Below are 14,618 nucleotides of genomic sequence, written 5' to 3'. Positions count from 1 at the left end.
CACAATTACAACTATGAGGGAGAAGATTTTTGCAATATTTCAAAACTTGGGCACACTTGCATTACTGGCGATCGCATTTCCCTTTAACTGCATAGTCGTACTCGCATTGCTACTGTGGAATTTTTTCAGCCGATCGAATGCTAATCTTGTGGTTTTGAACGAGAATCCTAAAAATATCTTGATCGGTGGTGGTAAAATGACCAAAACCCTTCAGCTTGCGCGATCGTTTCATGCTGCTGGGCATCGAGTCATTTTATTCGATCTCGAAAAATACTGGTTCAGTGGTTATCGATTTTCTAACTCTGTGGCTGGCTTTTACACGGTTCCTGACTCATACGAAGACAAAGACGGCTATACTCAAGCCGTGCGTGCGATCGCTAAAAAGGAAAACATAGACTTTTTTGTGCCGGTAGGCATTTTTGCTGCCAGCTACTTTGACTCCGAGCGCAAGCCAGTGTTATCAGGCTATTGTGAGAATTTCCACTTCGATGCTGATACAATGAGTATGCTCGATAACAAGTTTACGTTTGCAGAAATTGCCCGCTCACTGTCGCTATCTGTTGCGAAAACCTTCTTAATTACAGATTCCGAACAAGTTCTTAAATTCGACTTTACCAACGAAAAGCGCAAGTACATTCTCAAAAGTATTGTCTATGACTCTGTTTTACGCTTGGATCTAACTAAGCTACCAATGGATTCTCAAGGGAAAATGGCGCTTCATGTCAAAAGCAAGCCAATTAGTAAAGATAAGCCTTGGGTATTGCAAGAATTTATTCCTGGAACAGAATACTGTACTCACAGCACAGTGAGAAATGGTGAATTAACGGTACACTGCTGCTGCAAATCATCTGCTTTTCAAGTCAATTACGAAAACGTCGATCGCCCAGAAATTAAAGAGTGGGTGAGTCATTTTGTAAAAGAACTACAACTGACTGGACAAATTTCTTTTGACTTCATTCAGGCGGAAGATGGAACGATTTATGCGATCGAGTGCAACGCCCGTACTCACTCTGCAATTACAATGTATTATAACCATCCAGGTTTAGCGGCTGCCTATCTTAGTAAAGAGCCTCCAGCTGAACCTCTGCAACCTCTGAGTGATAGTAAGCCTATTTATTGGCTTTATCACGAACTTTGGCGACTCAATGAAATTAGATCGTTAAAGCAGTTGCAACAGTGGTTTAAAAATATTTGGCGAGGAAAGGATGCAATCTTTGAAGTAAACGACCCACTACCGTTTTTAATGGTACATCACTGGTACATTCCTTTACTATTACTCGATAGTTTGCGCTCCTTAAAAACTTGGGTGAGGATTGATTTTTGCATCGGGAAACTCATACAGTTTGGAGAAGACGTAAAATATAAAGCCTCTATCTCTGCAACCACTGAGTGATAATAAGCCTATTTATTGGCTTGCTCACGAACTTTGGAGATTTAATGAATTAAATCATTAAAAAGGAAGCAAGGGCAGGATCGTACCTCCTTGTCTCTTTAACTTCTTCCTATGCACCAGCCACAGATTCCACTATCATGTCAAAATTCTAACTATGAGAAAGCATATTTTTGTAGTGTTCCAAAACTTGGGCACTCTTGTATTACTGGCACTGGCATTTCCCTTAAACTGCATTGTTGTCTTAACATCGCTACTATGGAACTTTGTTAAGCAACCATTCGGTAAGTCAATTGTTGTCAACCCCAATTCCAAAAATATCTTGATTGCTGGCGCGAGAATGACTAAAACTCTTCAGCTAGCGCGTTCATTTCATGCAGCTGGGCATCGGGTTATTATAATTGACATTGAGAAATTCTGGTCAAGTGGTAATAAATATTCCAACTCTGTTGCAGGCTTTTATACCGTTCCCGATCCAAGCAAAGACTTAGAAGGCTACATTAAAAGCCTACACGCGATCGCCAAAACAGAAAAGATCGACTTTTTTATCCCGGTAGCCATTTTTTCCGTCATTCACTACGATCGAGGCCAGCCACCATTACCAGACTTTTGTGAATTTTTCCACTTCGATGCTGATGTCACGGAGATCCTGGATGATAAGTTTGCCTTTTCTGAAACAGCGCGATCGTTCGGTTTATCTGTCCCCAAATCCTTCAAAATTACCGATCCCGCACAAGTCCTCAATTTTGACTTTTCTCAGGAGAAGCGCAAATACATTATTAAAAGCATCCCCTACGATCAAATACGTCGCTTGAATCTCACAAAGCTACCTTGCGATACCCCAGCAGAAACAGCAGCATTTGTCAATAGTCTGCCCATTAGTGAGAAAAACCCCTGGATTATGCAGGAATTTATCCCTGGAAAGGAATACTGCACTCACACAACCGCGCGAGATGGAGAGTCAAGAATGTACTGCTGCTGTGAGTCATCCGCTTTTCAAGTCAATTACGAAAACGTTGATCGGCCAGAAATTATGCAATGGGCGAGTCACTTTACCAAAAAACTGGGAAAAACCGGGCAACTTTCCTTTGACTTCATCGAGGCAGAAGACGGAACTGTTTACGCGATTGAGTGTAACCCCCGGACTCACTCCGCCATTACTATGTTTTACAATCATCCAGGAGTAGCGGATGCCTATCTTGGTGAAGAACCTCTGGCTGAATCTTTGCAACCTCTTGCTGATAGCAAGCCAACCTATTGGCTGTACCACGAAGTTTGGCGGCTAAATGAGATTAGATCGTTTAAGCAACTGCAAACCTGGGTAAGAAACATCAGACGGGGTAAAGAAGCAATTTTTGAAGTGAGCGATCCCTTACCCTTCCTGATCGTACATCACTGGCAGATTCCCTTACTCATTCTCGACAACTTACGAAGACTCAAAGGTTGGATAAGAATAGATTTTAATATGGGCGAGCTTATAGAGTGATACCAATCCGCATTCTAAAAGCTATGTCTAATACCTAAAGCAGAAAGAGAGACGCGATAAATCGCCGTCTCACAAAGAATTGATTTAGTAGTTATACCAATTTGAAAAAAAGAATGTGACAGATAAAACCTGAAAACCCACATTAGAGCGGGCTTTCTTAATTTTGAATTTTGAATTGGTATTATTTTTCCTGAAATGTCCAGACTCCTTCATCCCAATCTGATTCTGTTGGGGGTGATTGTAACCAATGCTGACAACGCAATAAGTGCAACATAGCAGCTTTGTCCTGGCTATCGGCTGCCAAAACATTAGCAAACTCCGCTCTAGCACGATAAAACTGCCGCTTGAGGTAATACTCACGCCCTTTATGATAATGCTCAATTACTTGCAATTTTTCGCTTTCAATTGGATTGGAACGCAAACCCAATAATTCATATATGGCTACTGGTTCGTTTCTACCTTTAACACGAATGTAATCTAGTTCTCTAGCCCAAATTTGATCTTGACATGGTTGAAAAGTGTTATGGCTAATAATAATATCGCAACCATACTGTTTACTAACACTTTCTAAACGGGAGCCAAGATTAACGCCATCACCAATAGCGGTAAATTCCATCCGCTTACTAGAGCCGATATTTCCACTAATCACGGTATCGGAGTTGATGCCAATGCCAATTTTAATTCTGGGCTTATCATCTACATAGCGACGTTGATTAAATTCGTGTAGACGATGGCGCATTTCTAAGGATGTTTGTACTGCCATCCAAGCGTGTTCTTCTAATGGTAGAGGAGAACCAAACACAGCCATAATAGCGTCGCCGATATATTTGTCGAGGGTGCCTTTATGTTTAAAGACTGCCTCCACCATTGATTCAAAATATTCATTGAGCATACTTACCACTTCTTCTGCTTCTAAGTTTTCTGTCAAAGTGGTGTAGCCACGAATATCCGAAAATAAGATCGAAACTTCTTTGCGATCGCCTCCTAGTTTAGCATCATCTAATTTCAGCAATTCTTCGGCTAATTCCTGGGTCATGTAGCGGTACATCGTACTCTTGAGCCGCTTTTCATCACTGATATCTTCCATCACTACCAGCGCCCCACGGACTTGCTCTTGGTCGCTAGCATCGGCAATGGTGTTAATCGATAAATTAATACTATGCTGTTCTGTACCAGTGGTTATAAGTGTGCGATCGGGGTAATATTGCTGACGACCCTTTAAGTCAACTGCATGTAAAGCATCCTGATACCACTTGCTAAAGTCACCTTCTTTGATGCCGATGACATCATTAACTAATTTACCTTCTAAACGGTCATCTACTCCCAATCCTAGTAAACGTTGGGCGCTTTCATTGGCGGCGATAATTAACCCAGTTTTATCAGTGGAAACTACTCCATTGGAAAGACTACGCAAAATATCCCGTTGCATTTGTTCTTGTTGCTTGACTGTGGCAAACAACTGGGCATTTTGCAGCGCTACTCCCGCTTGAATATTAAAAGCTTCCATAAACTCTTCATCGTTGCGGTCAAAACTAGCTTGGAAGCAGTCGGGAGCTTTATGCGAATAAGCTGGATTATAGGGCGGAAAATCACCAGATTTCTTTTTATTTAATAGTTGGGTAACGCCAATCAGTTGTTGATCGGCGTTAAAGACTGGCATACAAAGCAAGCTACAGGTGCGATAGCCATTTTGCCGGTCATTTTCTTGAGATGTCTCCGAGTCAGGATGATCGTACAAATCAAAGGCAATATTCAGCTTTTTGCCAGAAGCCGCGACGATCCCAGCAAAACCTTTACCTACGGGGACTCGCAACTCTTTCGTTGAACCATCATCCTGAGTGATTTTCGTCCACAATTCATGGCGATCGCGGTCTATTAACCATAGTGTACTGCGATCGGCATTCATCAGTTCCTTGGCTTCATCCATCACCCGCTTTAGGGTGTCTTCTAAGTCAAGACTGCTTTGAGAAAGTGACTTGATTGCCTTCATCAGCGCCGCCACCGCTCTTTGTTTTTGGGTAGCTACATAAAAAGAGCGCGAGGATTCCAAAATCAGGCAAATTGAAGGGGCAAATTCTTGAAATAATTGTTCGTCAACACGGTTAAAACCTCTGGTATCAATGCGCTCTGCAAGTGCAGCATCGTGGTTATTTCCAGATTTTAATTTATTCAGTAATTGTACTACTGCCACTAATTGCCCATGTTCATTTAAGAGTGGCAAAGCTAACATAGTGTAGGTGCGATAGCCAGTTCTTTTTTCTTGTTCTTGGGCAAAATGCGATCGCGGATCGTTATAAAAATCAAAGGGAATATTAATAACTTCTTTAAAAGTGGCAACTTCACCACCAATGCCTTTATTTGCGGGGATGCGAATTTCTAAAGAGCGACCGCCTTCACCCTCAGCTAAAATTGACCAGAGTTCTTGTTTTTCCTCATCCAATAAAAATATCGTCGTCCGGTCTGCCCCCAGTAATTCCCCGGTTTTTAAGGTAATCGAATGCAACATTTCTTGCAGAATTGTTTCAAACCCATGAGAATCCAGCATTGACAGGGTTTGATGGACAATCTGTAATTTTTGCTCGACATCCTTAACTACCTGTTTGAAAGTATCCTGAGTCAGGGGAGCAAGAAACGTAGAAAAAGTTCCTTGTCTTGTGGTAAGAGCACCCACAGGAGCAGAATTCGCTTGTAATTCGAGGTTTTCTTGGTTGTGAACACCAATAATCACATCAGTGGTCTCCCCATAACTTCCTTGATACGCTGACATAACTGGTATTTTATATAGCAGGATGAGATTTTAGATTTAACAATGAGATTAAATTTATGTAAGTGGTGTTAAAAGCAACAGTTGCTCGACATTATCCATAGTTTAATCGCTTGTTCAGCCAGCGTCATCCTGTGAAGTTAGGCAGAAGTTGATTACTAATAAGGATGACTTGACCAAAACCCTTTCCTACAGATGATAAATAGAGAGTCAGACCCCTCATTTAAACCAGAAAACAATGTTTTTGACAAGCGATCGATTGTTAATCTTGCCTTGTAATTACGTTGTAGAGGCAGACAAATTAACATTACGGTGTCTGTAGGAGATAATCTATTTTTTTGAAAATTATAAGTAATATTACTGATATTGGATTAAGTCTAGCTCAACTGCGCGCCTCCTTTCGCAGATATGTCAGCCTGAAAAAGAAAGTGCTGAGTCAATACGGTTCGGTTAAGAAAATTTGTAGGTTTGGTTTACCTCAAATTGAATTAAGGAGTACCGATCAGGTATCTAAATAAGTCATCAATTATTGCATTGATTGCAAAGATATCGCCTTCATGCCAGCGCAACCCGTCTACGAGATAAACTTGATTTCGTTGAATCGCTTTAAGTTGTCGCCACAAAGGTTTTTGTTGGAGCTTTTCTAAAGTCTCCTTAGCACTCTTGCTTCCCCAGGATAAAAAGAAGAGAACATCACCGTCAATATCAGACAGACGCTCTTCAGAAATATTTCCTATATAGAAAAAATTCCCCCTTTGTGAGGATGGACGTTTTAGCCCAATATCATTAAGAACTGTGCCAACAGGACTTTTTTCGCCATAAGACCAAATTCCAGATAATGGTTTTATCGAAGCAACTGAAACCTGCATTTGGTGACGGCGACTACCCAAGGCTTGTTCTAGTTTTTCAATCCGCCGCCAATATTCTTTCATTAATTGATTGACAGCTTCTTCTTTATTTAAGACCTTGCCAAGGTCTACCAAATCTTGATCCCAACGACGAGTAAGTAAATCGGGATGCCCTATTATGACCGTAGGCGAAATCGTAGATATCTGCTTGTAATAAACATTCAGAATATAAGGATGAGCCAAAATTAGGTCGGGTTTCAGGAGCAAAATCTTTTCGAGGTTTGGTTCATTTTCGTTTCCAATTAAATTAACTCCATCTACTTTGTCTCGAAGATATTCTGGAAAAGGCTCACTGGAATCATATCCCGTTGCAATTGGTTTAATCCCCAATGCTAAAATATCAGCCAAAAAACTTGACCATATCGTTATAACTCGTTGTGGATGCAGAGGGATACAAGTCTTTCCCATCAAATGTTCTACCTTTCGGCAGTTTTGCGTTGCCTGTTTTAAGCTTGTAGCACTATAATTCAAATTTCTGCTACAAGCCGAAACAAGTACAAACATCAAAACTCCTAATAATAGTAGATAGATGAAGCGACGTAAAAACATTGAGGATAAGTATCAATAAGATAATTGCAACACGTTGTTCAGCCGATTACCAACACAACAGCGAGTTAAAGTTCCCAACGAATAGAGCCGATGATTGTCAAGGGCGCACCTCTTTCAAGACCTAAAGTGTAACCGTAGGTAGAACTGAAATAGTCCGTATCAAACAGATTACGAATATTGATCGCAGCGTTAAAGCTATCTCTACGGTAGAAAATCGCCGCATCGGTACGCAAGTAATTGGGTAGTTCAACCGAGTTGTCTGAAAGTGCCGCCCGCTTACCCACATAAAAAAGCCCTAAACCAAATCCCAAGCCTTTGAGATCGCCCTTCTGGATTTCATAGGTTGTCCAGAGGCTAGCTTGATTTTCTGGCACACCCAGCAATTTATTACCTACAGAAATGTCAATATCCTCGGTAACTTCTGCATCTGTATAAGCATAAGAACCGATCACCTTCCACCCTGGTAAAATCTCACCCGCGATATCTAACTCAATCCCTCGACTTCTTTGCTCCCCCACTTGAATCTGGAAATCACGGTTATTTTGATCCTGTATCGTAATATTCGTCTTGGTGATTTGATAGGCTGCCAATGTTGTTGAAAGCTTTCCGTCTAGAAAGTCAGCTTTAATGCCTGCTTCATATTGGGTTCCTTTAGTTGGCTTAAACGCTCTACTATCAGGATTGAATCCAGAGGTAGGAAGAAAAGATTGACTATAGCTGGTGTAGAGAGAAACCGATTTACTCGGCTGATACACCAAGCCAAATCGGGGGCTGAAAGCACTATCATTCTGTTCGAGAGAATCAATTCCGCTATTTGTCTGATTTTGTGAAACCCAATCTAAGCGCCCCCCAACCAATAGCTTTAGGTTGTCTAAAATACTGATTTGATCTTGAAGGTAAGCACCGTAAGATTGGGTAGATGAATTGAAACTATAATTTGGAATATATACGGGGTTTGAAATGTTGTAATCTGGATTGAAGATATCTAGATCGGGAAGAGCAGAGTCGGAAATCAAAGCCTCAAAAGTCTGAACATTGCGATTAAAATCAAAACCCACTAAAATTTGGTGCAAAATCGATCCCGTCTTAAACTTTCCAAGCAAGTCTATCTGTCCAAAATAATTATCTATTGAGTATCCACGTCTTTCAGCGCTAATACCTACTAGCGAACGATCATCGACTATATCTGCTCCTCCAGCAAATGCGTCTCTAGTTCTAGTAGTAGCCACCGCAAAATTGTTACGAATCTGCCAGTTGTCGCTCAACTTGTGATTCAGGGCATAGCCAAATTTTTGAGTCTTGGCATCAATAAAGGTTAAATCAGGATAGCCGAGAAAGACACTCCGAGGCAGGAAGCTACCATCGCTAAAAAACAAACTGCCAGACTGATTAGGATATCCATTATAGTTAGTGTATTCATAGTATAAATTCAGGTCTGTCCTATCCCCCAATTTGAGAGTGATTGAGGGTGCGATCGTGGTTATATCTGTTTTGACGAAATCTTGAAACCCCTCCGAACTTTGATAGCTCGCAATAAAGCGGTAGAGTACAGTTTTATCGGCATTTAATGGCCCGGAGAAATCGATGCTGGGCTGATAATATCCAAAATTTCCTGCCTCAAATCCGAGACTGTAGTAGGGTTCACTCAAAGGTTGTTTGGTGATAACGTTGACGATTCCACCCGGTTCTACAGCGCCAAATAGAACTGAGGCGGGGCCTTTGAGAACCTCTACTTGTTCGATCGTCCCAATGCCTGTCAGCGAAAAGCTATCATTTGTATCTCGATAGCCATTGCGGAAATTTCCGGTCTGTACAAATCCTCTGATGACTCTGCCTCCTGAAGGCGCACCGAAGTTGGTTCCGCCATCAACAACGCCACTGACCGTTTCTACTGCCTCATTTATGCTTCTCACCTTGCGATCTTCCAGCACCTGTCGCGGCACCACCTGAATCGATTGGGGAATATCGCGCAATGGTGTGTCGGTTTTAGTAGCAGTTGACGTATCTGGTACGTTATACCCATCTTGTTCCCCCGTCACCACCAACTCAATTGGCTCATCCTGCTGTGCTGTTGGTTCTTGCTGCGGTGTCTCGCTTGCTGGCTTTTGTTGATCTTGTGGTGTTTGAGGTTGCTGCGGTGGAGAAGTTGCTATTGCCGTAGAATTTATACCAAATACCAGCCCTGCATTATCATCAAATAACTCAACCGTAGGCAAGGCTTTCTCACCCACCACCGTCACTCTGACAGTATTTGCATCGACATTTGTAACTGTTATCTCAGTAATTTCTGCAAGGGTTTTTTCGGAACGAAATACAAAAGCTTCCCCCGATGCTAAACGCAACTGTGCCCCAGGTATATCTGCAATAAAATTATTGCCTATACTGCGATTTGTAACTTGTAGTTGTTCCCCACGAGTCGTCTCTAAAATCAACTCCACACCTTTGTTTGTGGGATTGGCTTTAACTCCCATAATTGTTACAACTTGATCTCCACTTCTTTGTTCGGGATTCGGGGGGTTGTTTGGTGTTGGCGTCTGTACTAGCATTTGAGCGCTAGTTGCGGGAAGTTTGATTTCGCTGAGTTGGGGAATGTTTTTACTTTCTTTATCAGATGCTGTTTGCGATGAAGTAGATTTCCCTATCACCTGGGTAAAAGATTTGCCTTGAACATCTTCTCGTACTTCCTCGCCTTTACCAGGAGTGCTGATACAAAGAACAACCGTACCTGTCAGCAGCAGGCTTTGAAACAATTTATCTAACTTCATTTATCCGCTTACACTCAATCACACTACTTAGTTGTACCTGAAGGCACAATGAGAATACCTGAGAAAAATTATCATTTAACTAGAAATTAGTTGAATCATATTATGAAGCGATACAAGACACAATATAATTGAGAATATTTTTTATTTAAAATGTATACCAAACAGTAATTATTCTTATAACCATACGTTTGCTTGATATCTAAGTAGGGATTGTATTAATTATCTGTTGTGACACCTGTCGCAGACTGGTAGATATAGATATTAATTTTTATCCAGATAGAGTTAATTAAAAACATTAAGCCAAATAGCATATCAGCCAAACATACATATAAAATCAGATTCAATCTTTGAGTTGAACCCATATTTACATGGGATAGAACATATACCCAATTGTTGGAAATCCACAGGATTATTTTGATGAAAAAATTGAAGGCTCAACTATTTTTAGGCTTGACAGGCGCATTTTTGGCAGTAGGATACTCTGGTTTGTTGGCTAGAGAAATTCCCATACAGAGTACATCAAATCTGAGAAAGAATCTCTTAGCGCAATCAGAAAGTAACCCAAATGTCAATGAATATCTAGATAAAAATAAACCGGAGAGTTATCAAGCTCTTAAAAAGCAGTTAAATGAAGCGATTGAGGATGCAAAAAGACCGAGTAAAGATAAAGTGGTAAACAATCTTTGGCCATTGTCAAAAAGTAATGCTCAAACAAAGTGGAGAGAAAATAATGGCAAAATTGAATATCTGATGGCGAGTTGGAAATATGTCAAAAACCCAACTGAGGATTGGAAAGTAGGTACAAAAAAAAGTATAGAAGCACGGACTTGGTTAACAGCCGTTCCTCAAGTTAAAGAATTTTGTCAAAATTGTAAGGGGAACGGTATAAATATTCCCGGTAATATTATGCTTTCTCTGAGGTTACAGCAGTATTTAGGCTTGATTTTAAATAGAAATTCAAATAAGACGCATTTTGTGGAAATGTGGGTGAAAGCTGAAGATTTAAGTAGACCATGTGTCGATCCAGAAATTAATGATTCTAGTTGTAATGTTTTTAATATACCGATTCCTGCTAGTTATCCGATTTTGCAAGAGATATACACAACTTCTTATGCAGTTGCTAGTCAAGAACATTATCCTTGGACAGGTTTAGGTTACACCTATGATTGGGGAAATCCGAAAAAACCTCGTGAAGGAGCTAGTGAGTTTTTGCTCGATGGAACTAAAGAAAAACCGATCGAAGTAGAAGTTGTTTCAGTCACTGCTACGAAAGAATATTGTAATAATCAATATTTAACGGTAAAAGATTAGAAATGAGCGCTCATGAAACATCTTGAAGGTAAAGTGGCTTTAGTAACAGGTGCTACGCGGGGAATTGGTAGGGGAATTGCCATTGGTCTTGGTGAAGCAGGTGCAACTGTATACGTCACGGGTCGCAGCCTCAATAACTCTTCTAGTGACGGGGTTTCAGGAAGTCTTAGTCAAACGAAATCAGCCGTTGAGGAAGTCGGTGGTGTATGTATTCCCGTTCAAGTAGACCATAGTGACGATGAGCAGGTGCGTTTGCTGTTCGATCGCATTCAAGATGAGCAGAATGGACAACTCAACTTACTGGTAAATAATGCTTACTCAGGAGTTCAGGCATTAAAAGACGCTCAGGGACAACCCTTTTGGGATTCTGAACCTAGTCTTTGGGATGCTAGCAACAACGTTGGTCTCCGCAGCCACTATGTTGCGAGTGTTTTTGCGGCTCGGATGATGACTAAGCGTAACTCTGGACTCATTTGCACTATTTCTTCGTGGGGTAGTATGTTTTATCTCTTTAATACAGTTTATGGTGTTGGTAAAGCAGCTTGCGATCGCCTTGCTGCCAACATGGCTGTTGAACTCAAACCCCATAACGTCACTTCTGTTTCAATTTGGCCGGGTATTGTTGGTACTGAGCTTTTTTCGCGTTTTGCTTCTGAGATGAATCAAACCAATGGTAATGAAAATAATTTCTCATTTTTAAGCGATCGCTACAATTGGGAAACTCCCTTATTAACTGGACGGGCGATCGCTAGACTTGCTGGTGAAGCAAATGTTATACACCATACAGGACGTGTGCAAATTGTTGCCGAACTGGCTAAAAAATATGGAATTGTTGATGAAAATGGCGATTGTCCTGCCTCATTACGCTCTCTGCGTTTTGTGCTGCCTGCTGCATTGCCCGTACTGAGAAAGTATTCATGGCTTATACCTGATATTAAAATGCCGTGGTCACTGCTATTATTGAGTGCCCTCGGCTCGCCTAAAATTTAATTGTAAAATCATTCTCTCCTACCCAATGCTCAATGCCCTTTTCCCAAACAAGCTGTTTGAGGGCATAAAACTTTGTATCCTGAATTAATAGGTCTTAATAGTTTTTTTAAAACTGGTGCAAGAAGATTTTAGGCTAATTGTTGATTTAGTTTCAGTTCTAGCCGTTGCAGCCTGTGGTGGACTGTTGGCAGCACTTCTGCGACAACCGGTGCTGCTAGGATATCTTATTGGCGGGATGATCATTGGACCAACCGGACTGGGATTGATTAAAGAAGTCATTCAAGTAGAGACTCTGGCACAGTTCGGGGTCGCCTTTTTGTTATTCGCTTTGGGTGTGGAATTTTCCTTTGCGGAACTCAAGAAGGTAAAAGCGATCGCTCTTGGCGGCGGTGGACTCCAAATTGCTTTGACAATTCTAGTCACAGTTGCAATCTGTGGGTTAACTGGAGCCTGGGGAACTTTACCTGCTAAAGGTATGTTTTTAGGGTGTATTCTGTCTTTGTCTTCCACAGCCGTTGTTCTCAAGTGTTTGATGGAGCGCAACGAAACAGAAACGCCCCACGGGCAAGTAATGCTGGGAATTTTAGTTGTACAGGACTTGGCACTAGGACTGATGTTAGCAGTCTTACCAGCCCTCAACCAACCAGCAGAAACCATTGGTATCACCGTGCTAAGGGCGCTAGTTTTGATTGGTTTATTTGCTGCTGGGGCGATCGCTGCGGGGATTTGGCTAATACCGCCTTTATTGCGACTCTTAGCCCGTACCGAAAGTAAAGAACTATTCTTATTAGGAGTTGTAGCCCTGTGTTTGGGTATCGCCCTATTGACGGAGCATTTGGGTCTATCGATTGAAATGGGGGCATTTGTCGCGGGTTTGATGATTTCTGAGGTGGAGTACGCCGATCAAACTCTGACTTATGTGGAACCACTGCGGGATATCTTTGCCAGTTTATTTTTTGCCGCCATTGGGATGTTAATTGACCCAGTGTTTTTGTGGAACAACCTAGAATTGATTTTGGGGTTGGTGGCAATAGTTTTCGTAGGTAAATTTTTGATTATCACGCCCCTAGTGAAATTATTCCGCTACCCTTTGAAAACAGCCATAATCGCCGGTTTGGGACTGGCGCAAATTGGCGAATTTTCCTTTGTTCTTGCTAGTGAAGGGCAGTCTTTGGGGCTGGTGTCTCGACAAGTATACTTATTAATTTTGGGAACCACCGCAGTCACTCTCATGCTTACCCCTTTTGTACTGCGGTTAGTGCCATTTTTATTTAACTTTGCCGAATCAATGCCTTGGTTGAAACCGTATTTAGAAGAAGATGAGGCGCGAGATGTATCGGAAGATTTGCCCTTCAAAGACCATGTGGTAGTTTGTGGCTATGGGCGAGTGGGTAAGAATTTGGTGAAGTTGTTGCAGCAACATCACCTACCTGTGGTAGTAATTGACCAATCGGAGAGCAGAATTCAGCAGTTGCGTGAGGCTGGGGTGTCTTATGTATATGGTAATTGCGTGAGTTTACATGTTCTGGAAACTGCCGGCGTGAATCATGCCAAAGGAATGGCGATCGCACTCCCAGACCCCATGAGTACCCGTCTTTGCTTGAAACGCGCTTTGGAGTTGCGCCCAGAATTAGATTTGGTTGTCCGTGCTACCCAGGATAAAAATATTGAAGTGCTGTATCAATTGGGAGCCAGGGAAGTTGTGCAACCAGAGTTTGAAGCCAGTTTAGAAATGGCAACTTATTTATTAACTGGCTTAGGCTTGTTGTCACCAGCAGATGTCCAACGAGAAATGCAGCAAATCCGCAACGATCATTATTTAGATTTGCGGCCAGAGCGTTCTGCAACTGAAGTTGCTCGTGATTTACGCCAAGCAACTCTCGATTTAAATCAGCGCTGGTATCCTCTCCCCACTGCTTCGCCTTTAATTGGCATGACTATAGAAGAAGCAGATATGCGCTATTTAACAGGAGCAAGTTTAATGGCAATTCGCCGCGCTAACGGCGATGAAATCGATTATCCCAACAATCAAACCAAATTAGAAGAAGGCGATCGCTTGTTGGTGGTGGGAGCTGATGAAGAACTGGCAGCTTTGGCAGAATTCGCCAAGGGACAAGCTGCTGTTCCCGGAGAAAATAGTGCTTGTCAGTGGGTTACAGTCAATGCAGACACGCCAATACTAGGTAAAACCCTTGCAGATTTAGATATTGCCAAGCAATTTGGAGTACAGGTACAGGCAATCCGGCGAGATGGTAAGTTTATCCGCTATCCTGATGGCGGTATGGATTTGCGAGTTGGCGATCAAGTATTATTATGTGGTGGTTTGACAGGTCTAAGTCAACTAGAACAGTTATTTGCGATCGCCAATTCAGTACCCCTTTCTCTTCCAGTGGTGAAAGTTGCTGAGGCAGAAACTCTTTAAGCGCTTCTCCCTATGGATAAAAAATGAACTAAT

8 protein-coding genes are annotated in these 14,618 nt (G+C 41.8%); 5 read left to right on the top strand and 3 right to left on the bottom strand.

Annotated elements, in window-relative coordinates; genetic code table 11:
• Positions 1–13 precede the first annotated feature (13 nt).
• Both HWQ39_RS20180 and HWQ39_RS20175 read left to right on the top strand, forming a co-directional pair.
• Positions 14–1,393 carry an ATP-grasp enzyme gene (locus tag HWQ39_RS20180; protein WP_292848909.1) on the top strand — a complete coding sequence of 460 codons (1,380 nt, stop codon included), beginning with the start codon at positions 14–16 and terminating at the stop codon, positions 1,391–1,393.
• Positions 1,394–1,547: 154 nt separating this feature from the next.
• Complete coding sequence (locus HWQ39_RS20175) at positions 1,548–2,876, top strand: ATP-grasp domain-containing protein (RefSeq protein WP_292848907.1); 1,329 nt, start codon at positions 1,548–1,550, stop codon at positions 2,874–2,876.
• Positions 2,877–3,057: 181 nt separating this feature from the next.
• On the opposite strand, the gene HWQ39_RS20170 is transcribed toward HWQ39_RS20175, so the two are convergent.
• The 3 genes from HWQ39_RS20170 to HWQ39_RS20160 all read right to left on the bottom strand — a co-directional run bounded on the left by HWQ39_RS20170 (position 3,058) and on the right by HWQ39_RS20160 (position 9,862).
• Complete coding sequence (locus HWQ39_RS20170) at positions 3,058–5,643, bottom strand: adenylate/guanylate cyclase domain-containing protein (RefSeq protein ID WP_292848905.1); 2,586 nt, start codon at positions 5,641–5,643, stop codon at positions 3,058–3,060.
• Positions 5,644–6,128: 485 nt separating this feature from the next.
• Positions 6,129–7,052: an iron-siderophore ABC transporter substrate-binding protein gene (locus HWQ39_RS20165; RefSeq protein ID WP_292848903.1), complete on the bottom strand. Its 924-nt coding sequence runs from the start codon at positions 7,050–7,052 to the stop codon at positions 6,129–6,131.
• Positions 7,053–7,162: 110 nt separating this feature from the next.
• A complete protein-coding gene (locus tag HWQ39_RS20160; RefSeq protein ID WP_292848901.1) occupies positions 7,163–9,862 on the bottom strand; it encodes a TonB-dependent siderophore receptor in 2,700 nt (899 codons plus the stop codon).
• A gap of 417 nt (positions 9,863–10,279) precedes the next feature.
• On the opposite strand from HWQ39_RS20160, the gene HWQ39_RS20155 reads away from it, so the two are divergent.
• The 3 genes from HWQ39_RS20155 (at position 10,280) to HWQ39_RS20145 (ending at position 14,585) form a co-directional block, all read left to right on the top strand.
• Positions 10,280–11,173, top strand: a complete 894-nt coding sequence (locus HWQ39_RS20155; RefSeq protein WP_292848899.1) for a hypothetical protein — start codon at positions 10,280–10,282, stop codon at positions 11,171–11,173.
• Between the two features lie 12 nt (positions 11,174–11,185).
• Positions 11,186–12,163, top strand: coding sequence for an SDR family NAD(P)-dependent oxidoreductase (locus HWQ39_RS20150; RefSeq protein WP_292848897.1), 978 nt, complete (start codon positions 11,186–11,188; stop codon positions 12,161–12,163).
• A 115-nt stretch (positions 12,164–12,278) separates the two neighbouring features.
• Positions 12,279–14,585: a cation:proton antiporter gene (locus tag HWQ39_RS20145; RefSeq protein ID WP_292848895.1), complete on the top strand. Its 2,307-nt coding sequence runs from the start codon at positions 12,279–12,281 to the stop codon at positions 14,583–14,585.
• The last annotated feature ends 33 nt before the right edge of the window (positions 14,586–14,618 follow it).

It is taken from the genome of Nostoc sp. NMS8 (assembly GCF_017115045.1).
Classification (GTDB): Bacteria; Cyanobacteriota; Cyanobacteriia; order Cyanobacteriales; family Nostocaceae; genus Nostoc.
The sequence above is the reverse complement of the archived record's forward strand: the minus strand, read 5'-3'. Positions and strand labels throughout refer to the sequence as shown.